The sequence below is a fragment of the Rhodococcus sp. DMF-1 genome (assembly GCF_021441945.1).
GTDB lineage: Bacteria > Actinomycetota > Actinomycetes > Mycobacteriales > Mycobacteriaceae > Rhodococcus > Rhodococcus ruber.
The window spans coordinates 3,440,037-3,463,181 of record NZ_CP090442.1 but is presented as its reverse complement, the minus strand read 5'-3'; the positions used below and the strand labels follow the sequence as shown (position 1 = coordinate 3,463,181).

At 70.0% G+C, this 23,145-nt stretch carries 23 protein-coding genes; 15 read left to right on the top strand and 8 right to left on the bottom strand.

Annotation, left to right across the window (positions count from 1 at the left end):
* Nucleotides 1-19: 19 nt before the first annotated feature.
* Nucleotides 20-274: a hypothetical protein gene (locus LZP97_RS15680; RefSeq protein WP_003934611.1), complete on the bottom strand. Its 255-nt coding sequence runs from the start codon at nucleotides 272-274 to the stop codon at nucleotides 20-22.
* Between the two features lie 119 nt (nucleotides 275-393).
* On the opposite strand from LZP97_RS15680, the gene LZP97_RS15675 reads away from it, so the two are divergent.
* The 10 genes from LZP97_RS15675 (at nucleotide 394) to LZP97_RS15630 (ending at nucleotide 11,387) form a co-directional block, all read left to right on the top strand.
* Entirely contained in the window at nucleotides 394-1,143 is a 750-nt protein-coding gene (locus tag LZP97_RS15675; protein WP_234574756.1) for a DUF5995 family protein, read from the top strand.
* 160 nt (nucleotides 1,144-1,303) lie between these two features.
* Nucleotides 1,304-2,329, top strand: a complete 1,026-nt coding sequence (locus LZP97_RS15670; RefSeq protein ID WP_234574754.1) for a patatin-like phospholipase family protein — start codon at nucleotides 1,304-1,306, stop codon at nucleotides 2,327-2,329.
* 4 nt (nucleotides 2,330-2,333) lie between these two features.
* Nucleotides 2,334-2,765, top strand: a complete 432-nt coding sequence (locus LZP97_RS15665) for a PPOX class F420-dependent oxidoreductase (protein ID WP_054374457.1) — start codon at nucleotides 2,334-2,336, stop codon at nucleotides 2,763-2,765.
* 20 nt (nucleotides 2,766-2,785) lie between these two features.
* A complete protein-coding gene (locus tag LZP97_RS15660; protein ID WP_017679929.1) occupies nucleotides 2,786-3,661 on the top strand; it encodes an alpha/beta fold hydrolase in 876 nt (291 codons plus the stop codon).
* Nucleotides 3,662-3,808: 147 nt separating this feature from the next.
* Nucleotides 3,809-5,353, top strand: coding sequence for an ABC transporter substrate-binding protein (locus LZP97_RS15655; protein WP_210063012.1), 1,545 nt, complete (start codon nucleotides 3,809-3,811; stop codon nucleotides 5,351-5,353).
* 50 nt (nucleotides 5,354-5,403) lie between these two features.
* Complete coding sequence (locus LZP97_RS15650) at nucleotides 5,404-6,927, top strand: ABC transporter substrate-binding protein (RefSeq protein WP_102031481.1); 1,524 nt, start codon at nucleotides 5,404-5,406, stop codon at nucleotides 6,925-6,927.
* A gap of 38 nt (nucleotides 6,928-6,965) precedes the next feature.
* The gene (locus tag LZP97_RS15645) at nucleotides 6,966-8,501 is read left to right on the top strand and encodes an ABC transporter substrate-binding protein (protein WP_040270226.1); all 1,536 of its coding nucleotides are present in this window, start codon (nucleotides 6,966-6,968) and stop codon (nucleotides 8,499-8,501) included.
* 53 nt (nucleotides 8,502-8,554) lie between these two features.
* A complete protein-coding gene (locus LZP97_RS15640; RefSeq protein WP_026137578.1) occupies nucleotides 8,555-9,502 on the top strand; it encodes an ABC transporter permease in 948 nt (315 codons plus the stop codon).
* Nucleotides 9,499-10,404, top strand: a complete 906-nt coding sequence (locus LZP97_RS15635; RefSeq protein ID WP_017679934.1) for an ABC transporter permease — start codon at nucleotides 9,499-9,501, stop codon at nucleotides 10,402-10,404. The genes LZP97_RS15640 and LZP97_RS15635 overlap by 4 nt, the downstream gene beginning before the upstream one ends.
* Entirely contained in the window at nucleotides 10,401-11,387 is a 987-nt protein-coding gene (locus LZP97_RS15630; RefSeq protein ID WP_210063011.1) for an ABC transporter ATP-binding protein, read from the top strand. Before LZP97_RS15635 ends, LZP97_RS15630 begins: the two co-directional genes overlap by 4 nt.
* Before the next feature lie 35 nt (nucleotides 11,388-11,422).
* Here LZP97_RS15630 and LZP97_RS15625 read toward each other — a convergent pair whose 3' ends face one another.
* Nucleotides 11,423-12,586: an RNA-guided endonuclease InsQ/TnpB family protein gene (locus LZP97_RS15625; protein WP_234574752.1), complete on the bottom strand. Its 1,164-nt coding sequence runs from the start codon at nucleotides 12,584-12,586 to the stop codon at nucleotides 11,423-11,425.
* Nucleotides 12,587-12,723: 137 nt separating this feature from the next.
* Between LZP97_RS15625 and LZP97_RS15620 the strand changes: the two genes are divergently transcribed.
* Nucleotides 12,724-13,713, top strand: coding sequence for an ABC transporter ATP-binding protein (locus LZP97_RS15620; RefSeq protein WP_040270232.1), 990 nt, complete (start codon nucleotides 12,724-12,726; stop codon nucleotides 13,711-13,713).
* Nucleotides 13,714-13,722: 9 nt separating this feature from the next.
* Here LZP97_RS15620 and LZP97_RS15615 read toward each other — a convergent pair whose 3' ends face one another.
* The 3 genes from LZP97_RS15615 to LZP97_RS15605 form a co-directional block, all read right to left on the bottom strand.
* Nucleotides 13,723-14,781 carry a bifunctional alpha/beta hydrolase/OsmC family protein gene (locus LZP97_RS15615; RefSeq protein ID WP_040270234.1) on the bottom strand — a complete coding sequence of 353 codons (1,059 nt, stop codon included), beginning with the start codon at nucleotides 14,779-14,781 and terminating at the stop codon, nucleotides 13,723-13,725.
* A 79-nt stretch (nucleotides 14,782-14,860) separates the two neighbouring features.
* Complete coding sequence (locus LZP97_RS15610; protein ID WP_210063009.1) at nucleotides 14,861-15,691, bottom strand: SDR family NAD(P)-dependent oxidoreductase; 831 nt, start codon at nucleotides 15,689-15,691, stop codon at nucleotides 14,861-14,863.
* Between the two features lie 13 nt (nucleotides 15,692-15,704).
* The gene (locus tag LZP97_RS15605; RefSeq protein ID WP_210063008.1) at nucleotides 15,705-16,184 is read right to left on the bottom strand and encodes a nuclear transport factor 2 family protein; all 480 of its coding nucleotides are present in this window, start codon (nucleotides 16,182-16,184) and stop codon (nucleotides 15,705-15,707) included.
* A gap of 171 nt (nucleotides 16,185-16,355) precedes the next feature.
* On the opposite strand from LZP97_RS15605, the gene LZP97_RS15600 reads away from it, so the two are divergent.
* From LZP97_RS15600 to LZP97_RS15590, 3 genes are all read left to right on the top strand, one after another.
* Complete coding sequence (locus LZP97_RS15600) at nucleotides 16,356-17,612, top strand: lipase family protein (RefSeq protein WP_017679941.1); 1,257 nt, start codon at nucleotides 16,356-16,358, stop codon at nucleotides 17,610-17,612.
* A gap of 87 nt (nucleotides 17,613-17,699) precedes the next feature.
* The gene (locus LZP97_RS15595) at nucleotides 17,700-18,185 is read left to right on the top strand and encodes a nucleoside deaminase (RefSeq protein ID WP_017679942.1); all 486 of its coding nucleotides are present in this window, start codon (nucleotides 17,700-17,702) and stop codon (nucleotides 18,183-18,185) included.
* Nucleotides 18,186-18,325: 140 nt separating this feature from the next.
* A complete protein-coding gene (locus LZP97_RS15590; protein WP_010593415.1) occupies nucleotides 18,326-18,742 on the top strand; it encodes a hypothetical protein in 417 nt (138 codons plus the stop codon).
* 168 nt (nucleotides 18,743-18,910) lie between these two features.
* Here the strand turns inward: LZP97_RS15590 and LZP97_RS15585 are convergent, their stop codons facing one another.
* From LZP97_RS15585 to LZP97_RS15575, 3 genes are all read right to left on the bottom strand, one after another.
* Nucleotides 18,911-19,744 carry an alpha/beta fold hydrolase gene (locus LZP97_RS15585; protein WP_010593414.1) on the bottom strand — a complete coding sequence of 278 codons (834 nt, stop codon included), beginning with the start codon at nucleotides 19,742-19,744 and terminating at the stop codon, nucleotides 18,911-18,913.
* Entirely contained in the window at nucleotides 19,741-20,862 is a 1,122-nt protein-coding gene (locus tag LZP97_RS15580) for an extradiol ring-cleavage dioxygenase class III protein subunit B (protein ID WP_010593413.1), read from the bottom strand. The genes LZP97_RS15585 and LZP97_RS15580 overlap by 4 nt, the downstream gene beginning before the upstream one ends.
* Nucleotides 20,863-20,955: 93 nt before the next feature.
* Complete coding sequence (locus LZP97_RS15575; RefSeq protein WP_064065718.1) at nucleotides 20,956-21,723, bottom strand: FadR/GntR family transcriptional regulator; 768 nt, start codon at nucleotides 21,721-21,723, stop codon at nucleotides 20,956-20,958.
* A 258-nt stretch (nucleotides 21,724-21,981) separates the two neighbouring features.
* On the opposite strand from LZP97_RS15575, the gene LZP97_RS15570 reads away from it, so the two are divergent.
* On the top strand, nucleotides 21,982-23,016 hold the full coding sequence (locus LZP97_RS15570) for an amidohydrolase family protein (protein WP_099528047.1): 1,035 nt from the start codon (nucleotides 21,982-21,984) through the stop codon (nucleotides 23,014-23,016).
* Nucleotides 23,017-23,145 lie beyond the last annotated feature (129 nt).

Here is a 23,145-nt window from a genome sequence, read left to right as displayed (position 1 = left end):
CCGCGCCGGCTCGTGCCGTTCAGCCGCCGAGATTCGCGACCGTCGCCTCGAGCGTCGTGGCGTGGAGTTCGAGATCGGTGTCGTTGTAGTCCCGGTCCTTCGGCAACTGCCCGCGCAGCTCGTCGCGGGTGACGATCACCAGCGCGCGGTTCTCGTCGCTCAGCTCGTCCGCGGCGACGACCTGCGGCCGGCCGCCCTGCAGGATCAGCGTCGCACCGTCGAGCGACGACTCGAGCAGCGTGCGCAGCGTGTCCGCGGTGACGTGCGTGTTCACGGGCTTGGCTCCTCCGGTCGTGGTCTTCACTGCCCGAGGTGTACCCGTCCGGTTGCGATTCAATCGCAACGACCGTCCTTGTGCCCGATTCCGCACCCGGCCTGCCACACTGGGGAACCATGCGCGCCACGAACGTGGACGAGGTGCTCACGATCCTCGACGGGATCGTGGCCGGCGCCCGCAGCGCCGAGGACCCGCGCGGGTACTTCGCGGCGCTGTACCGGCAGGTGACGCTCGAGGTCCGCACCCGCATCGTGGACGGCTGGTTCGACGACGGCCCGCGGATGAGCCGGTTCGACGCCCTGTTCGCCAACCGCTACTTCGACGCCTACCTCGCGGATGCGGCAGCGGCCCGGTGCTGGCGTGTCGCGTTCGACGCCGTCCGCTCGGGGCAGGCCGTGATCCTGCAGAACCTGCTGCTCGGCATCAACGCCCACATCAATCTCGACCTCGCTGTGGTGACCGGACAGACCTTCCAGGGCGCCGCGCTCGCCGGCTTCCACGACGACTTCGTCCGCATCAACGACATCCTCTCCTCGTTGATCCCCCGGGTGCGCGCCACAATCGGGCAGTTCTCACCGCTGCTGGGTCTGCTCGGCGACTTCGGGGACAGTTCGGACCGCATGCTCGACTTCAGCCTCGACCGCGCCCGGGACAACGCGTGGAACGCGGCGACGCTGATCGCCGCTCTTCCACCGCAGCAGCGGCCGCTCATGGAGACCCAGCTCGACAACTCCGCCGCAGTTCTCGGCCAGTTGATTGCCAGACCCGAAGAACCGCTCGCCACCTGGATCCGGATGATCCGGCGCACGGAGAGCAAGCACGCGCCGTCCCGCATCATCGCCGCCCTCGACAGCATCGTGGCCTGAGCGGGGACACGTTGCGATTACCGCCGACGCTCCGTGATGTGCGGCATAGGGTGGGAGCACGGGGAGCCAGACTCCTTTCCCGGATGCTGCAGGAGGGGGCGGCCATGGACGGGTGCGAACGGATCGTCCCGAGCGGCGGACGCGACCTCGGGGGTGGGCGATGACCGCGGGTCCCGCCGACCTCGTCCTCGCCGGTGGCGGGGTGAAAGGCATCGGACTGGCCGGCGCCGTCGTCGCGCTCGCCGACGCCGGGTACCGGCTCAACCGGGTCTCGGGAACGTCGGCGGGCGCGGTGGTCGGCGCCGTCGTCGCGGCAGGATCGAAGGCCGGGTGGACGGGCGAGCAGATGCGCGACGCCGTCTTCGGCCTCGAGTACGACAAGTTCCTCGACTCCGGTCCGGTCGAACGGATTCCCCTGCTGGGCCCCGCGATCGGGGTGCTGCGCGGATCGGGCATCTATCGCGGCGACTACGCCCACGCCTGGATCCGGGACACACTGAAGGATCTGGGCATCAGTACGTTCGGGGATCTGCGCATCGCCGACGAGCAGATCCCCGAGGAACGACGGTACCGCCTGGTGGTCACGGTCACGGACATCACGCGGGGGCTGCTGGTCCGGCTGCCGTGGGACTACCGCTCGGTCTACGGGCTCGACCCGGACGAGCAACCGGTAGCCGACGCCGTGCGCGCGTCCATGTCGATCCCCTTCTACTTCCGGCCTGCGACACTCACGGCCACATCCGGGTTGCGGTCGACGCTGGTCGACGGCGGGTTGCTGTCGAACTTCCCCATCGACTCGCTCGACCGGATCGACACCGACCAGCCCCGCTGGCCCACGTTCGGTGTCACCGTGTTGCCGAACCTGCCCGCCGGCAACGACAAGGTCCTGCCACCGCTGCGGCTGCTGCGTCCGTTCTCGGCGCTCGGCGACTCCCCGGAGCTGATCGAGGGCATCGTCACCACCGTCCTCGTCGGCCGCGACCAGGCGCATCTCAACCAGCCGTGGGTGAGCGCCCGCACGATCCGCGTCGACTCCACCGAGGTCGGCGTCCTGGACTTCGACATCGACAAGTCGGAGATCGAGGCGCAGTTCGCCAAGGGGTACGAGGCAGCGCAGGGGTTCCTGTCCACCTGGAACTGGGTGGAGTACGTCAAACGCTACCGATCCCACGGAAAGCGATGGTGATGTCGTGACTGCCGACGGACTCGAAAAACTGTTCGCCATTTCGAAGATCGGTGCCCTCGTCACTCTGAAGAGGGACGGGCGGCCGCAGCTGTCCAACATCGTCTACCACTACGACCCGGGCGCCCGGACCTTCGCGGTCTCCGTCACCGACGGCCGAGCCAAGACCGCGAACGTGCGCCGCGACCCGCGCGTGAGCCTGTACGTCAGCGCCGCCGACGGCTGGGCGTACGCGGTCGCCGAGGGCACGGCCGAGCTGTCGCCCGTCGCGGCGGATCCGCACGATGCCACCGTCGAGGACCTCGTCGCGCTGTACCGGACGGTGCAGGGCGAACATCCGGATTGGGACGAGTTCCGGGCCGCGATGGTCGCCGATCGCCGGCTCGTGCTGCGGATGCAGGTGGAACGGTTCTACGGTATGGCCGGGCCGACCGGCTGATCCGGACGAAGGGGGAGACGATGCCGCGCGCGTCGACGACAGGGTTCGCAACCACCACCGAGGGGGAACGGTTCCTCCGCGCCTACGATGCCGTGCTGGCGAAATGGCCGGCAGACGTCCGTCCGGTGACGGTCGAATCGGACTTCGGCACAACGCATGTCACTGTCTGCGGCAGCGACGACGCGCCGCCGGTCGTCCTGCTGCCCGGCGGGGGAGCGACGTCGACGGTGTGGTTCGCCAACGCCGCCGCGCTCGCCGGCCGGTACCGGGTGCTGGCCGTGGATCCGATCGGTGACGTGGGTCGGAGCGTCGCGCACGGAAGGCCCGTGCGCGACGTGGACGACCTGCGGTCGTGGCTCGACGGCGTCGCCGCGGCGCTCGGCCTGTCCTCGTTCCACCTGGCCGGCCACTCGTACGGGGCCATGGTCGCGCTCGCCTACGCACTCGAACGCCCCGAGCGGATCCGCAACATGGTGTTGCTCGATCCGAATTCGTGCTTCGCCCGGATGCGCGCCGGATACCTGGCTCGCGCGGTCCCGCTGCTGCTGCGGCCCAGCGGAGACCGCCAGCGACGATTCCTGCGCTGGGAGACCGGCGGCCGGTCACTCGACGAGGACTGGCTCGAGCTCGTCGCCCTCGGTGCCGAGCACTTCCCGGCGGGCAAGCTCGTCGTCCCGAAACGTCCCGCCCGCCGCGCCCTCGCCGGACTCGCCGTGGACACGACGGTCGTCCTCGCGGCCGGCAGCAAGGTCCACGACAGTGCGACGGTGGCGGCCACGGTCGAGGCCGCGAGTCCGCGGCTGCGCCCGGTGCTCGTCGAGGGCGCGACGCACCACACGATGCCCATGGTCCCGGCCGCGGAGGTGAACGCCGCCGTTCTCGGCGCGCTCGGCTGACCACCGGCTGCCGCACGGTCTCGTTCAGTGGGAACGGCGATGTGCGGCACGTCACAAGCCCCTACGTTCGGTCGGCAACAGGGCCGTGCGCATCGGCGTCCGTCCTGAAATCGATTGTGCGCGCGAGCGCTTCGAGGAAGGGGCGAGATGCCGGTCGCAACGGGCAGGTTTTCCATCCGGCGGTGGACGGCCGCCCTCGGAACGTGCGCGGTGCTCGTGACCGCGTGCGGCTCCGAGGTGTCCGAGAATTCGGGCGTCGCCGACCCCGCGATCCCGCTGCGCTACGCGACGGTCTTCGGCGCGTCCTCCTTCGACCCGCACAAGACGAAGATCACCAGTGACGCCACGATGCTCAACCTGGTCTACGACCGGCTCGTGCACCGCGACGTCGACGCGCAACCCGTCCCCGGCCTGGCCGAATCGTGGGAGCTGACGGACGAGTCCCTCACCCTGCACCTGCGCGAGGGGGTGAGCTTCGCCGACGGTTCCCCCGTGGACGCGGCCGCCGTCCAGGCCAACCTGAACCGCGCGCTCGAACCGGACTCGGTGACGGCACCGATGCTCGCCGGGGTCACCGGCATCACGACTCCCGACGAGCGCACCGTCGTGCTCGCCCTGGACCGGCCCGGCGCGCAACTCGTCCTCGCGCTGTCCGACCTGCCGGGAATGATCGTCGACCCCGACGCATTCGGGACACCGGAGAAGGACGCCGCGCTGGCCCTCGCCCCGGCCGGTGCCGGCCGTTACACGGTCACCCGCGCGCAGCCGGGCGCCGAGTACGAGTTCACCGCGCGGCCCGGCTACTGGGATCCCGACGCGGTCCGCGCCGACAGCGTGGTGTGGACGGTGATGACCGACCCGCAGGCCCGCCTCGCCGGCGTCACCTCCGGAGACCTCCACGCCGCCATCACGACCCCGCTGACCATCGATGCCGCCGAGCAGCAGGGCCTGCGGGTCGAGACGGCGCTGCGGCTCGACCACATGGCCGTCAACCTCAACCGCTCGCGCGGGGAGTTCGGCAAGCTCGAGGTGCGGCAGGCGCTGGCGCACGCGATCGACCGGCAGGCCATCGCCGACACGGCGATGGAAGGTCACGCCGAGGCCGCGACGCAGAACTTCCCGAAGGACTACTTCGCCTACGAGCCCGACCTGGCCGGCGCCTACCCGTACGACCCGGACAGGGCACGACAGCTCCTGGCGCAGGCAGGACTGCCGAACGGGTTCTCCTTCACCGCCATCCTGCTCAACCTGCCCGAGAACGTGCAGGTCGCGCAGATCGTGCAGCAACAGCTCGCCGAGGTCGGCATCGACATGCAGCTGAAGCCGATGCCGCCGTCCGAAGCCTCCCCGACGTTCAACCGCGGGGACGCCGACGCCCTCGTCACCACCTTCACCGGCCGGTCCGATCCCGCCCTGCTGTTCTCCTCGCTGTACGGGGCGCAGTCGCCGCAGAACCCTTCCCGCAGCACGGCCCCCGGATTCCAGGAGGCTCTGGATGCGGCCAACCGCGAGTCCGAACTGCAGGCGCGTGCCGACAAGCTCGGCGACGTGTCGAAACTGGTGAGCGACAACGCGCTCGCGATCCCGCTGGTGTTCTTCGAGCTCGGCTCCACCCTGACCGATCAGGTCGTGGGCTACGAACCCACCCTGCTCGTCGACGAGTGGCGCGGCGTCGGCGTCGCCGCCCCGTGAACCCGTCGACGACCCGAATCACCCCGAGGACTGTCATGTTTCGCAGATCGATGAAGGCCGCCCTGTCCGTGCTCGCCGTCGCCGTCGCGGTGGCCGGGTGCGGCAGCTCCGCGGCGACGGACGCCGCGCAGACCGCCGACCCGAACGCGACGTTGCGCTACGCCACCACCTACGGCGCGTCGTCGTTCGACCCGCACAAGACGAGAATCACCAGCGACTCGATCATGCTCAATTTGGTCTACGACCGGCTGGTGCACCGTGACCGGGACGCGAACCCGATTCCCGGCCTGGCCGAGTCGTGGGAGTTCGCCGACGACGGCTCCACCCTGACGCTGCGCCTGCGGCAGGGCGTGACGTTCTCCGACGGCACCCCGTTCGACGCGGCCGCGGTGGTGGCCAACCTCGAACGCGCGATGCAGCCCGACTCGATCACCGCCGCCATGCTCGCCGGTGTCGCCGCGGTCGAGGCCCCCGACCCGCAGACCGTGGTGCTGCGGCTCGACGGACCAGGTGGGCAGCTCGTGCTGACCCTCTCCGATCTGCCCGGAATGATGGTCGATCCCAACGCGTTCGGCACCCCCGACAAGGACGCCGCCCTGGTGCTGACTCCCGCCGGCACCGGCCGCTACACCGTCGCGCAGGCACAGCCCGGTGCGCAGTACGAGTTCGTCGCCCGGGACGGCTACTGGGATCCGGACGCGGTGCAGGCCCGCGCCTTCGAGTGGATCGTGATGACCGATCCGCAGACCCGGGTGAGCGCGGTGGCCTCCGGTCAGCTCGACGCCGCGATCGCCACGCCGCTGTCCGTCGACCCGGCCGAGCAGCAGGGCCTCGAGTCGCACGTGCAGACCACCCTCAACAACTACGTGCTCAACCTCAACCGGACCCGCAGCGAATTCGGCCGCCTCGAGGTGCGGCAGGCCCTCGCCCACGCCGTCGACCGGGAGGCCGTGGTCGAAACCGCCCTCGAGGGGCACGGCGAGGCGGCCAGCCAGAACTTCCCCACGGGGTACTTCGCGCACAACGCCGCCCTCGACGGCCAGTACGCCTTCGACCCCGAACGCGCGAAGGCCCTGCTCGCGCAGGCCGGCGTGCCGAACGGGTTCTCGTTCGTCGCCGGTGCGTCGAACCTGCCGGAGAACCAGCTCATCGCGCAGATCATGCAGGAACAGCTCGCGCGGGTGGGCATCACGATGGAGATCCGGTCGATGACGCCGACCGACCTCAATCCCGCGTTCAACCGCGGCGAACTCGACGCCATCCTCACCACCCTGACCGGGCGCGCCGAACCGTCGCTGCTGCTGACCTCGTACTACGGGCAGGACTCGCCGCAGAACCCGTCGCACGACGACATCCCCGGCTTCCGGGCGGCGATGGAGGCGGCCAACCGGGCCACCGACCCCGACGAACGTGCCGCCCTGCTCGGGGAGGTCAACGCCGTGGTGATGGACCACGCCGCGATGCTGCCCGTCGCGTTCGCCGAACTCGGCGCGATCACCTCCGGCACCGTCGTCGGCTACGAGCCGAGCCGGGTGCTCGACGAGTGGCGCGGAGTGGGAGTGGCCGCGCCGTAACGCCCGTCTCCATCCCCCGCCGAGAAACGGAGAACATCATGGCTCGTCGCACGAGACTCGCCCTGGGCGCCGCGCTGGCCGTCGCGCTCCTCGCCGGGTGCGGTTCCGCCGGCACCGCGCCGTCCGACGTCGTCGATCCGCAGGCGACGCTGCGGTACGCGACCACCTACGGGGCGTCGTCGTTCGACCCGCACAAGACCCGGGTCGCGCAGGACAACATCATGCTGACCCAGGTGTACGACCGGTTGGTGCACCGCGACCGGGACGCGAATCCGATTCCGGGACTGGCCGAGTCGTGGGAGTTCTCCGACGACGGGCGCACCCTCACCTTCCGTCTGCGGGAGGGCCTGCAGTTCCAGGACGGCACCCCGCTGGACGCACAGGCGGTCCGGGCCAATCTCGAACGCGCCCAGGAGCCGGACTCGATCACCACGACGATGCTCGCTCCGGTCGAGGCGATCGAGACCCCCGATCCCACCACGGTGGTGCTGCGGTTGAACGGGCCCGGCACGCAACTCGTCCTGACGCTGTCCGATCTGCCGGGAATGATGGTCAGCCCGAATGCCTTCGGCACGCCGGACAAGGACGCCGCCCTGGTGCTGCGGCCGGTCGGTGCGGGCCGGTACACCGTGGCCGACGCGCAGCCCGGCGCGTCGTACGACTTCGCGGCCTGGGACGGTTACTGGGATCCGGCATCGGTGACCGCCGAGCGTTTCGAATGGGAAGTCGTCACCGACCCGCAGACCCGCATCAACGCGCTGGCGTCGGGCGAACTCGACATCGCGATGGCCACCCCGCTCTCGATCGACCCCGCTGCCGCCCAGGGGCTGAACTCGCAGGTGCAGACGAGCCTGAACCACTACGTCCTGCACTTCAACCGCACCCGCAGCGAATTCGGCAAGGTGGACGTGCGCCGGGCGCTGAGCACCGCGATCGACCGGCAGGCCCTCGTCGGCTCCGCCCTCGAAGGTCACGGCGAGGCGGCCAGCCAGAACTTCCCGCAGGGCTACTTCGCCTACAACCCGGAGCTGGCCGACCGCTACGCCTACGACGAGCGGGCCGCCCGCGAGACACTCGCGGCGGCCGGACTGCCGGACGGGTTCACCTTCACCGCCGGGGTGATGAACCTGCCCGAGAACGAGCGGATCGCGCAGATCGTCCAGCAGCAACTCGACGCGATCGGCGTCACCATGCAGATCCGGCTGCTCAGCCCCGCCGAGATGTCGCCGGTCTTCAACCGCGGTGAGCTCGACGCCGTGCTGACCACCTTCTCCGGACGGGCCGATCCGTCGCTGCTGCTGACCACGTACTTCGCCCCGGACTCGCCGCAGAACCCGTCGCACGACGTCACCCCCGGTTTCGCCGAGGCCCTGGCCGCCGCGAACGCCGAACCGGACCAGCAGGCCCGCGGACAGCTCCTCGGCGAGGTCTCCGCCACGGTCGTGGACCAGGCACTGATGATCCCCCTGGCCTTCTCCGACCTCGGCGCCACCCTCACCGACCGGGTCGTCGGCTACCAGCCGTACCGCGCACTGGACGAATGGGGAGGGATCGGCCTCACCGCCGCCGAATGACCGCGGCGGCACCGCCCCGAGCGACACCTCGACAGATGTAAAGGACCGGCAGGATGCTTCGATTGATCGGGCAACGGCTGCTCGCGGTGCTACCGCTGCTGCTGATCGCCACCGCCATCACCTTCGGCCTGATCTTCCTGATCCCCGGCGATCCCGCACACCGGATCGCCGGTGAGACCGCGACACCCGAACAGATCGAACTGGTGCGCACCGAACTCGGGCTCGACCAGCCCGTCGTCGTGCAGTACGCCGACTTCCTCGGCGGACTGGTGCGGGGTGATCTGGGCACCAGCTTCACCTACAAGGCGCCCGTGCTCGAGATGATCGTCGACCGGCTGCCGGTCACCGTGTCCCTGACCCTGGTGGCGGTGCTCGTCGCGCTGGCCGTCGGCATCCCGGCCGGCATCGTCGGCGGCAGCCGGCCGGGCAGCTGGCAGGACCGCGCCACCAGCGTCGGCTCCACCCTGGGCGTCGCGACCCCGAACTTCGTCCTCGGCCTCATCCTGGTCCTCGTCTTCGCGCTGCAACTGAGGGTGCTGCCCGCCACCGGCTACACCCCGCTCGCCAAGGGCGTGTGGCCGTGGCTCAGTCACCTGTTGCTGCCGGCGATCGCGCTGGGCCTCGCCGCCGCCGCCGAGATCGCCCGCCAGTTGCGCAGTTCCATGATCGAGGTGATGCAGCAGGACTTCGTGCGCACCGCCACCGCCAAGGGACTCGGGCGGCGCTCGGTCCTGTGGAAGCACGCCCTGAAGAACGCGTTCATCCCCACCGCGACCGTGCTCGGCATGCAGATCGCGTTCCTGCTCGGCGGCACGGCCGTCATCGAGTCGGTGTTCGGGCTCAAGGGACTCGGCGACTTCGCCGTGCAGGCGGTGCTGTCCGGCGACCTGCCCGCCATCCAGGGCGTCGTCATCTTCGGTGTCTTCGCCACCGTCGTGATGAGCCTGCTCGTCGACATCTCGTACGGGTACCTCAACCCTCGGACCAGGAGCGCGGCATGAGCGACACCCTCACCCCCTCGCAGCCCGTCGTGGAGGCGGCGCCGGCCGCCGTCGAATCGCCGCGCCGCCGGTTCCTGCGCCGGTTCCGGGGCCGGCGGGCCGCCGTCGCCGCGGCGGTGTTCCTGGCCCTGATCACCGTGCTCGGGCTCGCCGCCCCGTTGATCGCCCCGCACGACCCGCTGGTGCAGGAACTCACGGCCCGCCGGCTGCCGCCGCTGTCCGACGGCTACCTGCTCGGCACCGACAACCTCGGCCGGGACACCCTGTCGCGGTTGCTGTACGGCGCCCGCGTCGCGGTCACCGCCGCGGCGATCTCGGTGACGGTCGGCCTGCTCATCGGCGTGATCCCCGCCCTCGTGGCCGGGTTCCTCGGCGGCCGCTGGGACGCGCTGCTCTCCCGCATCGCCGACGCGTTCCTCAGCTTCCCGCCGTTGCTGCTGGCGATGGCGATCGTCGGCGTCATGGGACCCGACCTCACCAACGCCATGTTCGCGATCGGAATCGTGTTCGGCCCGAGGTTCTTCCGCGTCGTGCGCGGCGCGGTGATCGCGGTGCGGGAGAACACCTTCATCGAGGCGTCCCGCAGCATCGGCACCCCCACCGCGCGGATCGTGCGCCAGCACATCCTCCCGCACACCCTCTCCCCGCTCATCGTGCAGATCAGCCTCGCGTGCGGCTTCGCGATGCTCGCCGAATCCTCGCTCAGCTTCCTCGGACTCGGCGTGCAACCACCGGACCCGAGCTGGGGGCGGATGCTGGCCGAGGGCCGCGAGGCGTGGAACTACACCGCCTGGCCCGTGCTGATCCCCGCCGTCGCGATCATCCTCGCCGTGCTCGCCTGCAACACCCTCGGCGACGGGATCCGCGATTCGGTGGGCCGCGAGAATCGGAGCGAGAAGTGACCGAACCCCTGTTGAGCGTCGACGGTCTCGGCGTCGAGTTCGCCACCGCGTCCGGCTGGACGCCGGTGCTGCAGGACGTCTCCTTCGACGTCGCGGCCGGGCAACTCGTCGGCCTCGTCGGCGAATCCGGCTCCGGCAAGTCCGTCACCTGCTCGTCGGTGCTGCGGCTGCTGCCGCCCCGGCAGTCCCGCACCGTCGCCGGTCACATCCGCTTCCAGGGCCGCGACCTGCTGAACATGCCGTCGCGCGAACTGGAAGCGGTGCGCGGCAACGACATCGCCATGATCTTCCAGGAGCCGATGACGAGCCTGAACCCGGTGTTCACGGTCGGCGACCAGATCGCCGAAGTGGTACGGCGGCACCGCCGCGTCAACCGGAAGGCGGCGACGGCCCGCGCGGTCGAGGTGCTCGACCTCGTCGGCATCCCCGACGCCGCCCGCCGGATCCGGCAGTACCCGCACGAGTTCTCCGGCGGCATGCGGCAGCGGGTGATGATCGCGATGGCGCTGGCGTGCGAACCGAAGCTGCTCATCGCCGACGAACCCACCACCGCGCTCGACGTCACCATCCAGGCGCAGGTGCTCGACCTGATCCGCGAGATGGCCGGCCGGTTCGGGATGGGCGTGCTGTTCGTGACCCACGACCTCGGGGTGGTCGCCGACCTGTGCACCGAGGTCGTCGTGATGTACGCGGGGCAGGTCGTCGAACGAGCACGGACCGAGCCGCTGTACGCGACGCCCCGCCACCCGTACACCGCGGGCCTGCTGCGTTCGGTGCCCGACGTCGGCGGGCGCAGCGAACTGCACACCATCGCCGGCTCGCCGCCGCCGCCCGGCTCGATCCCCGTCGGCTGCCGGTTCGCGCCGCGCTGCCCCCACCGCGCCGACGAGTGCGCCGGCGACGTGCCGCTGCTCGCCGTGGGCGACGACCGGACGGCGCGCTGCGCCCGGGTGACCGACCTGATCCTGGAGGGGACCGCTTAACGTCTCTCCTTCCCTGAAGGCAGGAGATTCCCGACTCAGACCGCAACCGCACCACCACCGGGAGGGAGGTGATCCGCTTGACTCACGTCGTCGACACCGGTGTGGCCACGCTCCGCCACAGCCAGAATCACTCTGGCAGCGTTCCGGTCCCGGCACGCGGTATGCCCGCACGCCCAGCACCGGAAGATACGTTCCTCGAGTCCGAGGCGTTGCTTGGCTCTCGCGAAACACCTCGAACACGTCATGGTCGTGTACGCGGGCCGCACCAGCACCACCTTCCGGCCGGCCCGCCTGCCCCGCTCGATCAACTCCCGTTTCACCGTCGCGACCGCGGCATCGGCGGCCGTGCGCGCCATCGTCGACCTCGACAGGAACCGGGGTCGGAAATCCTCCACCGCGACCAGATGATGCGCCTCGACCACGGCCCGGGCCCAGATCCGGCCGTCGTGCCGGCTGCGCCGGGCCGCTTTCTTCTGCACCTTCGCGGCCCGGGTGCGGGCCCGGCGATAGCCCCTCGAGGGTGGGTGCCCCGTGCCTCGGCGGCGCCGCGCCATCGTCCGCTGCGCTCTCGCCACCTGCGCCGCACACCGTCTCCGGTGCCCGTGCTGCGGCAGGTCGAACCGCTCCTCGGTGGCCGTCGCGGTGCGGGCCACGCCCCAGTCGATCCCGACCGCGCTGTTCGGGTCGGCGGCCGGGATCGGCTCGGCCTCGCGGGTCACCACGAACGAGGCATACCAGTGCCCCAGGCAATCGCGGGTGATGCGCACACTCGACGGCTCCGACGGCAGTGCCCGCGACCACACCACCGGCACACTCACGCCTTTGGGCAGCACCAACCGGCCGTCGCGGATCCGGAACCCGCGGCGGGTGTACTCGAGCGAGGGCAGGGTCTTCCTCCGCGCCTTGAACCGCGGCCGGCCCCGGCCCTCGACCGTGAACGACGCGTCCAACGCCTGCGCGTAGGTACGCAGCATCTGCTGCTGGGCGACCTGGGAGCCGTCCCGCAACCACGACGAGCGGGCCCGCGCCTCGGTCAACTGCTTGGCCAGCTTCCCGAACGTCGGCCGGCGACCGGCCTTGTGTTGGTGCACCGCCTCGTTCCACAGGAACCGGCAGCGATGCCACTCCTGCATCAGGGCATGTTCGGCGATGGTGCCCGGCCGCAACCGGTAGTTGTAGCGCACCACCTCGACCCCCATGCCGGCACGCTAACCGACCCCACCGACAGGTTCGCCCGACCCCACCGACAGGTTCGCCCGACCCCACCGCTCCCCCCGAAAGGAGGACGGCGCTTCCTCTCCCTCGTGAACGAGGCAGTATCCGCGCCGAACATCAGATGACCATCGTCGAGAAGGACAGGAACGCACCGCTGCTGAGCGTGCGGGGTCTGCGGGTCGAGTTCCCGGTGCGGGGGCGCGCGTTCGCGAAGAAGCGCACGATCCGCGCGGTGGACGAGGTGGGGTTCGACATCCGGGCCGGCGAAACCTTCGCCCTGGTCGGAGAATCCGGCTCCGGGAAGTCCACCACCGCGCGCGGCATCCTGCGGCTGGTGGACGTCGCCGCCGGGTCGGTGGTACTCGACGGTGTCGACGTCACCGCCCTGGGAAAGTCGGAGCTGCGCACCGCGCGCCGCGACATGCAGATGGTGTTCCAGGACCCGTACTCGTCGCTGGATCCGTCGCGCACGGTCGGCGACGCCGTCGCCGAACCGCTCGAGGTGCACACCGACCTCGACGCCGCTGCCCGCCGCCGCAAGGTCGAGCAGCTGCTCGAACAGGTGGGGCTGCGGCCCGAACACGCCGAGCGCTACCCGTACGAGTTCTCGGGCGGGCAGCGCCAGCGCATCGCCATCGCCCGGGCCATCGCGGTGGAGCCGAAACTGGTCGTCGCCGACGAGGCGGTGAGCGCCCTCGACGTCTCCACCCAGAACCAGGTGATCGCGCTGCTCGAGGAGCTCTCCGCCGAGCTGGGCATCGCGTACCTGTTCATCGCGCACGACCTCGCGGTGGTCCGGCACATCGCCCACACCACGGCGGTGATGTACCTGGGCCGGATCGTCGAGTGGGGTCCGTCGGAGCGGCTGTTCACCGAGCCGGCGCACCCGTACACGCAGGCGCTGCTGTCGGCGGTGCCCGTGCCGGATCCGGCACGGCAGCGCCGCCGCGAACGGATCCGGCTCACGGGCGAGCTGCCCGACCCGGCGAATCCGCCCGCCGGGTGCGCATTCAGTTCCCGCTGCCCGAAGGTGCTGCCGGTGTGCCGGGAACGCCGTCCCGAGATCACCGAGGTGCCCGGGGGCGGGCAGGTGGCCTGCCACCTGGCGTGACGGGCGAGTTCAGGACGGCGCGTCGTCGGTCCGATCACCGGCTGCCAGGGCGGTGTCCACCACGATCTCCGAGTGCAGGGTCCGGTGCACCGGACAGCGGTCGGCGATCTCGAGCAGGCGCTGCCGCTGTTGCTCGTCGAGATCACCGGCGAGCCGGATCACGCGTTCGATCCTGTCGAGCCGCCCCGTCCGGGTCTCGCAGTCCTCACAGTCAGCGGCGTGGATCCGGCTGTGGCGCAGGGAAACCGACACGTTCTCGAGCGGCCACTGCTTGCGGTCGGCGTACATGCGCAACGTCATCGACGTGCAGGCACCGAGGGAGGCGAGCAGCAGGTCGTACGGTGACGGCCCGGTGTCGTCCCCCACGGGTGTAGGTTCGTCGGCGGTCATCAGGTGCCGGCCCATGGCGATGCGCTGCCCGAACCGGGTGGCCCCGTTCCACGAGACTTCGACGACGCCCTCGGCCGGGGGCGGCCCGGGCCGCGGGTGCTCGTCGAGGTACCTGCCCACCCAGACCGCCAGCGTCGAGGCGACGAACCGGGCGTCGGACTTCCGGGTGAGCAGGTGGTCGGCGCCGTCGACGGACAGGAAGGACTTGGGGTGACGGGCCGCCTCGAAGATCTGCCGGGCGTTGTCGATGTCGACGGTGTCGTCGTCGGGGGAGTGCATCACCAGCAGCGCGGCACCGAGCTTGTCGATCTGCTCGGTCGCCGCAGGGGCGCCGATCGTGACCACGGCTCGCGCCTCGGGCACGTGCTCGGTCGCCGCGAGGACGGCCGCGCCCCCGAAGGAGTGGCCGATCAGGACGCTGGGAGCGGCGTAGTGGTCGCGTAGGTGATTCGCGGCGTGCACGAGAGCGGCGACCTCGGACTCCGAGGCGGTGCCCTGGCAGCCGACGCGCAGGACGCCGAGGCCGTGCTCGGTGAGGGTCTCCGAGATCCGCGACGCTGCCGTGCCGGAGCGGTGGGCGAACAGTGCGAACGCGCGCGGCGGGCCTCCCGGCAGATCCAGCACCGCCGTCGATTCCGTGCCGCCGGAGCCGGCGACGGGGATCTTCTCGCTGTGCATGGTGCCCGCCCTCTCGCCCTTTCCCGGAGGCTATCTCGTTCCCGGGAGGGACCACAGAGGATTCGGCGCCCTCCGCGGATCAGTACAGCGGGCCGCCGCCGAACGCCCCCCGGTGCGAATCCGGTTGATTGCCTTCGACGTCGACGACCCCGTAGTCGAGGGCGGTCTCGGCGGTGATCAGGGTGTGCCCGCTGCGCTTGTTCACCTTCGGGTCGTTCGCGAGCGCGACGATCACCCGTCCGACGAATTCGGGGGTCTCGGCGTTGGCGAGGGAGAAGCCCTCGAAGTTGTCGATGCCGCGGGCGAGCATGGCCTCGTTCTTGACCAGCCCCGGCCACACCGACAGGGCGGTCACACCGGTCCCGCGCAGGTCCACGGCCATGTCGGCGGCCATCTTGTCCAGCCCCGCCTTCGAGATGCCGTACAGCACCGAGTGTAGGTAGCCGCGCGTGCCGAACGAGGAGATGTTGACGATCGTTCCGCTGCCGCGCGGCACCATGAGCTTCGCCGCCTCGACGGACGCGACGTAGTGCGCACGCAGCCCGAGGCCGACGAGCGAGTCCCAGTCCGAGAGTGGGCGCTGCCAGAACGGCTCGGAGAAACCCGCGAAACCGGGCGGCCCGGCCCACACGTTGTTCACCAGCAGGTCCAGCCGGCCGCCCTGCTCGTCGGCGATGCGCCGGAACAGCGCCTGGATCTGCTCGTCGTCGGTGTGGTCGCACTGCACGGCGATGCCGGTCCCGCCGCGGGCGGTGACCTCGGCGGCGGTGCGGTCCAGTGGGCCGTCGGTGCCGACCGGGCCGCGGGCGGTGACGTAGACGGTCCAGCCGTCGGAGCCGAGTGTGCACGCAACGCCCTTGCCGACGCTGCGGCTCGCGCCGGTGACGAGGGCTACCTTGCGTTCGGTCATGTCTTCGGGCATGTCACTGCGCCACTTTCACGTCGTCGGTCAGTGGGCGTTCGATGGACCAGTGCACCCGCACGTGGCACCGGGCGATCTTCCATTGTCCGTCCTCGACGACGTAGTCGTCGTCGTAGTCGAGTGCGCTGACCCGCTCGGTGCGGGCCCGCAGGTCAACCTGCCGGAACCGCAGCGTCCACGCCCCGGTGGCGGTGCCCTCGCCGGTGATCTCGATGCTCGGGTGCATGCCGTGGTGCATGTCGAGGATGACGTACCGGTCGTCAAGGCGCTCGAGGGCGAGGCGGGCGTAGACCTCGACGAGACCGTCGGCGTCGTCGAAGCTGCCCAGCGCGGGGCCGTAGTAGATGTCGGCACCCTCGGCGACGAAGCAGGCGCGCATGCCCTCCGGGTCCTTGGCGTCGCACGCACGGAAGTACCGGTGCTTGAGCATCCGGATCTCCTCGAGCGCCTCGAGCCGGGCCAGTCGCTCTTCGACGGTCATGGTCGCGTCCCTTCCGTCCTGCGGATACAGCGGCGACCCGGACCCTAGCCGCGGCGGGAGAATGCCGGCGGCGCTCGTCCCGCTCATCGGGCCGCAGCACCGGAACGATCGTAGAACTCGTTTCAGAAACCTCGTCGCGGCGCCTTCCTTCGGAGTACATATGTGTGCAGAATGCTCGGCATGCCGACGCCCACCGCCCGCCTGTTCACCGCCGCCCTGACGATGCTGCTGGCGCCACTCGTCGCAGGGTCCGTCGCGGCCGCCGCTCCCACGGGGTCCGCATCGGGCCACGACGCGTTCTACCTCCCACCCGATCCGCTGCCCGGCGGCGCGGCCGGCGACGTCCTGCGCGCCGAGCCCGTCGTCGCACCGGCGCTCGACGCTCTCGCCACCCGGGTGATGTACCGCAGCGAGAACGCCACGGGCGGCCCGATCGCGGTCACCGGCACGGTATTCGTGCCGTCGCGGCCCTGGGCCGGCGACGGTCCGCGCCCGACGGTCGTCCTCGGTCCGGGCACGCAGGGCATGGGCGACCAGTGCGCGCCGTCGAAGTTGACGAACCACCTCCAGGAGTACGAATACCTGCACATCGTGCCGCTGCTCGCGCGGGGCTACGCCGTCGCGATGACCGACTACGAGGGCCTCGGCACGCCCGGTGGGCATCCCTACCTGAACCGCGTCTCTCAGGGGCACGCCATGCTCGACATGGCCCGTGCGGCGCTGCAACTGACCGACCGCGGTATCGACGAGGACACCCGCATCGGCTTCTGGGGCTACTCGCAGGGCGGCATGTCGTCGGCGGCGGCCGCGGAGCTGGCCGACACCTACGCCCCCGAACTGCCCGTCGTCGCCGCGGTCGCGGGTTCCCCGCCCGCGTCGCTCGCCGACCTCGCCGTCGCCGGCGACGGATCGCTGCTCTCCGGCGGGATCGGCTGGGTCGTCAACGGCTTCGCGGCCGCCTATCCGCAGGTGCGGGAGGAACTGCTCGAAGTGTTCAATCCCGCCGGACGCGACATTCTCGCGCGCGCCGAGACGTACTGCGTCTACGACGCGCCCCGCATGAACCCGTTCTTCCCCACGGCCTGGTACACGGTCGACGGCCGGCCCATCGCCGACCACCTGGCCGCCGAACCGTGGGCCTCGCTCGTGCGCGAGCAGGAACTCGGCAACATCGCCCCTACGATCCCGACATTCGTCGCGCAGAACGCGACGGACGACTTCGTCCAGGTGAGCGGCGTCGACACGATGGTCGGGAAATGGTGTGCCGGAGGCACATCCGTCACCTATCGGCGCTACGCCATTCCGCCGGTGCTGCCTGGGACCGGCGCGGGTCACGGGATCGGTCTGCTTCCCGCCGCCGTGGAGGGGATGGACTGGATGGACCGGCGGTTCGCCGGCATGCCCGACGAGGACACCTGCGCGGGCTGAGACCGGCCTGCCGGCCGCGGTGACATGATGCGGTCGGCGACCGCGGTGACATGATGCGGTCGGCGACCGCGACACCGGGAGGACCACGTGATCGACGAATCGGAGATGACGCACTTGCGACGGTGCGTCGAGCTGGCACGGGAGGCGCTCGACGCCGGCGACGAACCGTTCGGCTCGGTGCTGGTGTCGGCCGACGGCACGCGGCTCGCGGAGGACCGCAACCGGGTCGCGGGCGGCGACCGGACCAGGCATCCCGAGTTCGAACTGGCCCGCTGGGCCGCCGCACATATGAGCGAGGCCGAGCGCGCCGGCGCGACGGTGTACACCTCCGGTGAGCACTGCCCGATGTGCGCGGCCGCGCACGGCTGGGTCGGGCTCGGACGCGTCGTGTACGTGGCGTCCTCGGCGCAACTCGCCCGCTGGCTCGAGGAGCTGGGTGTGCCGCCGGCGCCCGTCCGGTCTCTGCCGATCCGGGAGGTCGCGCCCGGGGTGACGGTCGAGGGTCCGGTGCCGGAACTCGTCGACGAGGTGCGTGCGCTGCACCGGCGATGCCACGGCGTGACTGCTTCGTGACCCACTGCGTCACGGTGAGATGACGGACGACCGCAGTCGATCACGGGTTGTGATCGACTGCGGCGCTTTGCAGTTCCTGTACCCGTTCCTGGGTCGACCATTGAACCGGTCGGGCTGGTCGACGGTCGAAAGGAACGCCCATGAAGGGCTCGAAGCTCGGACGCGCGGCGGTCGCCCTCGCGGCGCCGCTCGCATTGATGACGGGCCTCGCGCCCACGGCATCAGCAGTGGATCCCTACCCGTACGGCAGCTGGAGCGTGAGCGTGCGGGAGAACACGATCACGGTCAAGTTCATCTACTACCGGGCTCCCGAGGCGGACTACCCGCACTACTGCAACGCGGTGATCGACGGAATCCCCGACGTGCGAGTGGCCGAGATCTACTACGCCGACTACGAAACCGTGAAGTTCGAGAACGTGCCCGACGGCGACTACACGGTCGACGCGGACTGTCAGGACGACGACCACGTGTACCGGAGCGTCGGGTCGATCGACGTCTCGATCCCCGGCCCGGCGCAGACCCGGTTCGTCGGCAGCCACCACTTCTCCTTCGGCTGAGTCCTGACCGCTCACCGGAGCGGGAGGTGTCATAGACAACGGCGGCCCGACTCCACGCGAGTCGGGCCGCGGTTCCCGCTGTCCGGCGTCCCGAAGTCCCTCGCGTGGTCGCTGCCAACGGACGCAGCCGACAACGAACTCTGTGCTCCGCACAGTGGGTGACGGCGCTCAGCCCCGCAGGAAGTCCGCGACGAGTTCGTTGAATTCCGCGGCCCGCTCGATCTGCGTCCAGTGCCCGCAACGAGCGAAGACGTGCAGGTCCGCGTCCTGCAGCAGGTGCAGCATGGTCCACGAGACCTCCGGCGGCACGACCTTGTCCTCCCTTCCGTGAATCAGGAGCGAGGGCGTGCGGATCGACCGCACTTGCTCCTCGGTGATACCGAGTTCGTTGCCTTTGTGCCGGGGGTCGAGGAACATCGCGCGATAGGCGTCGAAGGTTTCCAGGCTCGCCTCGTAGCGAATGCGGACCAGCTCGTCGGTGATGATGGACGGGTTCACCGCAAAGTAGTCGAGCAGCAGCGCCCGCATGTTCTCCAGGGAGGGTTCGTAGGCGCGCAGAGCCTTCAGCCCGTCGGTCACGGTCATCCCGACGCCGGGCGAACCCATGAGGACCATTCGGGAGATCCGTTCCGGATGGCGTTCGGCGAGGTCGAGCGCCATCCGTCCGCCCAGGGAGTTGCCTACGAGCGACACCCGATCGAGTTCCAGCACGTCGAGCAGGCCGAGGATGTGGTCGCTCCAAGTGCGAAGTGAGTAGACGATGTCCCCGGGACGCGAGGTGGCCCCGTATCCCACGGTGTCCGGTGCGATCACTCGGAAGTGCTCGGCCAGCCCGGGAATCGTGTGCTGCCAGTTCGCCCAGCCCGACACCCCGGGGCCGGATCCATGAAGCAGCACAACGGGATCGCCGCTGCCGGCCTCGAGGTAGAACGTATCGATGGGCTCGGCGGTAACACCGGGCACGGCGACTCGGCGGCCCTGGGCGAGGTCGGTGGTGGTCATCGTGGTTCCTGTCCCGCCCGGCCACCGGCACCGCCGGCGTAGGCATCGTCGGGCTTGCCGGAGAACACGGCGAAGCACTTGTTGGAGTTGAATACGTCGGTGGTGACGAGGGTGGACCATGTAAGGGGCAGCCCGAGTTCGTGCATTGCGCCGAGCAGGCAGTACCAGTTGAGCATCTCGTGCTGGCCGGACTCGACGATCTCGGCGCCGCTCACTGCACGCCAGGTGTCGACGTCCCCGTGCACGAAGGCGTCGTAGAGCCGCTCGTCGACCGGGGTGTCCGGGCGGAGATGCCAGAGCTTGTCGGTGAGGAAGGCATGCGACCAGCTCGACGAGGCCACCAGGGCGACCCGCTTGTCGGTCGCGGCGAACGCGCGCGCCACGGCGGCGCCGAGGTCGAAGCAACGGTTCGGGGTCGGGCCGACCGGGTCGAGCTGTTCGTCGGCGATGTCGGCGAATCGAGCGAGGCCGCCCTTGCGGGCAATCGCGTGCTGGCCATAGCAATTGACGGTGATCGGCACGATCGGATAGGGGAGTTTCGATCCCGCGTTCTCGTAGTCGAGAAAGATCTGTGTGTTGAGGATGGCGTGCGGGAAGTGAGCCTCGGCGCGCTTGCGGTACGAGTAGGCCATGTCGAAGCCGTCCTCGATCAAGGCATTTGCCAGATTCCTCGCGGCGTGCGGGTCGCCGTGCAGGGTGATGGTGAAGTCGTCGGGTAGCCCCCAGGCATTGGGGCTGCCACGCTCGTTCATCACCTCGAACGCCGGGACCTCGAGGTCGTCGTAGGCCAGCACGCAGAACGGCGGCACCACCTCTTCGCGGAAGTTCTCGTACTGGTCGTCACCCCATACCACCACGAGATCCGGTTCGAACTCGTCGAGTGCGGCCCTGCACCGGGCGAGGTGCTCGACCAGCTCGGCGCGATGCGCGGCTGCGGCGGCTGTGCCGCCGTCGGCGTCCCATTCGCGGCGCATCCGGGCCGGCCAGTTCGCCGGATCCTTCAGGTCTTCCGGGATGTCCGGGTCGGTCAGGGTCCACCGCAGTAGCCCAGCCATGTGCTCGTCGGTGCCGGCGAGCAGGGGATAGTGAGTGATCCCCAACCCGAGGAATTCTGCCATGACTCCTCCTCATGCATTCGGCATCGCTGCCGAGACAAAACATTACGGAATCATGCATGCATAATTCAAGGGCTGGAGCGCAATCGTTGGCAACTATTCCGGCGCCACCGGTGAACGAGTCGGATCCACCGCCCGCACCAGGTCCTGACGGTGCAGGTCCAGGCACTTGTCCAGCGCCTCGCGGTCGCCGCCGCGGATCGCGGCCACGATCTCGGCGTGCACGGCGATGCTGTGCTGGTACATCTCCTCGTGATCGGGTAGCAGTTCGACGCGCGTGGCCGCACCTCCGATGATCGCGGCGATCGCCTCGTACATGCCCGCCAGCACGGGGATCCGGGCGGCCCGCGCGATCGCCAGGTGCAGCCTCAGGTTTGCATCCAGGAAATCGCGCGGCGTACTCGCCGACTGCATCGACTCCAGTGCCCATTCCATGTCACGGATGTCCGTCGGGCCCGCCCGCTCTACGGCAACCCTGGTCAGGACGTCCTCCAAGTGCATGCGGGCCTCGAACAGATCCAGTGGATCCGTTCCTGTTCCGGAGAACCACAGGTCGAGCGCTCCGAGCCGGACCTGCGGCGGCCGGCTCGCAACGAACACCCCGCCGCCGGGCCCGGGCTTGACCACCACGAGCCCGCGGTCGCGCAGGATCCGCAACGCCTCGTTGATCACCGTCGGGCTGACCCTGAAGCGCTCCATGAGGTCCGTACGTCGGCCGAGGGAGGTCCCCACCGGGGTGTGCGCGGCGAGCAGCTCGTTCTCCACTTCGACCGCGACCTGTTGTGCCCGCGACAGCGACCGCTGGGCCTGCCCCTTGTCGTGGCCGTCCACTGTCCGCGGGTGATTCCTAGTCGATGACGTCATCAGGTTCGACCTCTTCTCAGGGCTGTGAGCTGCGTATATACCGGAGACGCCGGCGCGGGGCCGTAGTCCGACCACAATCGTATCTGCAGGATTGGCGAGAATCGCACGGTACGAGCCTCCGGGTACGGGGTGTAGCGGGCGGGCCGGTTCGGGAAGGTGGACCGACGTAATCATCTTGAATCCTGTAGTCATGATTTGTTACGGTGTCGACCACACCGTCGGAACATCGACCCCGCGGGCGTCGTCGAGGGAGCCAGCATGAGCACGCACGTGAACGGCGACGCCGGATTGCCGCTTCCTCTCGGGGCGATCGACGTTCACACCCACGCGATCGGTACCCGGCTTCCGGACCTGTCCGGCCGACCGGGACGCTGGCCGTCCATCGAACTCCTCGATCCCCGACGCGCCCAGCTCCTGCTCGGCGGTCGTCCCTACCGCGAGATCGACCACCGGTGCTGGTCCGCCCAGCGCCGACTCGTCGACATGGACGCCGAGGGGATTGCAGCACAGGTCGTCTCGCCAATTCCTGTCACGTTGTGTCACGACCAGCCCGCCGACGGCGCACGGATCCTGGCTGCGGCGCAGAACGATGCCTTCGCCGCACTGGTCGCCGAGGCACCGGGGCGGCTGTATGCCCTCGGTGCCGTTCCCTTGCAGGACCCCGACGCCGCGGTCGCCGAGCTCTCCCGCTGCATCGACGAACTGGGTTTCCTCGGTGTCGAGATCGGCACTCGTGTCGGCACGCGGGAGCTGGCCGACCCCGCATTCGACGAGTTCTTCGCCGCTGCGGCCGAGCGCTCGGCACTGGTGCTGGTGCACCCGGTGGACACGACGCTCGACCCGCGGCTGTCGAAGTTGGGCCTGGAGTTCGGGCTGGGGATGCCCATGGAGACAACGACCGCCGCGGCGGCACTGCTCACGGGGCGGACCCGTACTCCGGGCGTGCGCCTGTGCCTGGCCCACGGCGGTGGCGCCCTGCCTGCGATCTTGCCCCGACTCGACCGAGGCGCCGTTCTCTCCGGCACGCCCGGACCGGCGCCGAGTGTGCGGGCCCGGGACCTGTGGTGCGATTCCCTCACCTACGACGCGGCGGCACTCGGCCAGGCCGTCGCCCGATTCGGCGGCGAGCACGTCCTGCTGGGCACCGACTACCCGTTCGCCGCGCGCGAGACACCACCCGGAGCCGTCCTCGGCGCCTGCTCCGACGACCTCGCGGCCGCGATCCGCCGCGACAACGCCGCCGAGCTCATTGCCACGGTTCGCCCGCTCACCGGACCGGCAAACGCCCGCTGACGACGAACTCCCGATATCGGGGTACACAGCAGGCACACTTCCACCCAGCGCCGGCGGAAGCTGCGTCGCGGCGAGACCGTGACCACGTACTGCTGTCCGGCCATCCACCGCCTGCCACGCGTGGGCACG

Bases quoted from the DNA above. Each gene is read 5' to 3' on its own strand.
- LZP97_RS15670 (WP_234574754.1), top strand. From the start codon at position 1,304: ATGACCGCGGGTCCCGCCGACCTCGTCCTCGCCGGTGGCGGGGTGAAA.
- LZP97_RS15580 (WP_010593413.1), bottom strand. From the start codon at position 20,862: ATGGCAGAATTCCTCGGGTTGGGGATCACTCACTATCCCCTGCTCGCC.
- LZP97_RS15650 (WP_102031481.1), top strand. From the start codon at position 5,404: ATGAAGGCCGCCCTGTCCGTGCTCGCCGTCGCCGTCGCGGTGGCCGGG.
- LZP97_RS15640 (WP_026137578.1), top strand. From the start codon at position 8,555: ATGCTTCGATTGATCGGGCAACGGCTGCTCGCGGTGCTACCGCTGCTG.
- LZP97_RS15660 (WP_017679929.1), top strand. From the start codon at position 2,786: ATGCCGCGCGCGTCGACGACAGGGTTCGCAACCACCACCGAGGGGGAA.
- LZP97_RS15675 (WP_234574756.1), top strand. From the start codon at position 394: ATGCGCGCCACGAACGTGGACGAGGTGCTCACGATCCTCGACGGGATC.
- LZP97_RS15645 (WP_040270226.1), top strand. From the start codon at position 6,966: ATGGCTCGTCGCACGAGACTCGCCCTGGGCGCCGCGCTGGCCGTCGCG.
- LZP97_RS15655 (WP_210063012.1), top strand. From the start codon at position 3,809: ATGCCGGTCGCAACGGGCAGGTTTTCCATCCGGCGGTGGACGGCCGCC.
- LZP97_RS15585 (WP_010593414.1), bottom strand. From the start codon at position 19,744: ATGACCACCACCGACCTCGCCCAGGGCCGCCGAGTCGCCGTGCCCGGT.
- LZP97_RS15610 (WP_210063009.1), bottom strand. From the start codon at position 15,691: ATGACCGAACGCAAGGTAGCCCTCGTCACCGGCGCGAGCCGCAGCGTC.
- LZP97_RS15625 (WP_234574752.1), bottom strand. From the start codon at position 12,586: ATGGGGGTCGAGGTGGTGCGCTACAACTACCGGTTGCGGCCGGGCACC.
- LZP97_RS15605 (WP_210063008.1), bottom strand. From the start codon at position 16,184: ATGACCGTCGAAGAGCGACTGGCCCGGCTCGAGGCGCTCGAGGAGATC.
- LZP97_RS15570 (WP_099528047.1), top strand. From the start codon at position 21,982: ATGAGCACGCACGTGAACGGCGACGCCGGATTGCCGCTTCCTCTCGGG.
- LZP97_RS15600 (WP_017679941.1), top strand. From the start codon at position 16,356: ATGCTCGGCATGCCGACGCCCACCGCCCGCCTGTTCACCGCCGCCCTG.
- LZP97_RS15620 (WP_040270232.1), top strand. From the start codon at position 12,724: ATGACCATCGTCGAGAAGGACAGGAACGCACCGCTGCTGAGCGTGCGG.
- LZP97_RS15590 (WP_010593415.1), top strand. From the start codon at position 18,326: ATGAAGGGCTCGAAGCTCGGACGCGCGGCGGTCGCCCTCGCGGCGCCG.
- LZP97_RS15575 (WP_064065718.1), bottom strand. From the start codon at position 21,723: ATGACGTCATCGACTAGGAATCACCCGCGGACAGTGGACGGCCACGAC.
- LZP97_RS15635 (WP_017679934.1), top strand. From the start codon at position 9,499: ATGAGCGACACCCTCACCCCCTCGCAGCCCGTCGTGGAGGCGGCGCCG.
- LZP97_RS15615 (WP_040270234.1), bottom strand. From the start codon at position 14,781: ATGCACAGCGAGAAGATCCCCGTCGCCGGCTCCGGCGGCACGGAATCG.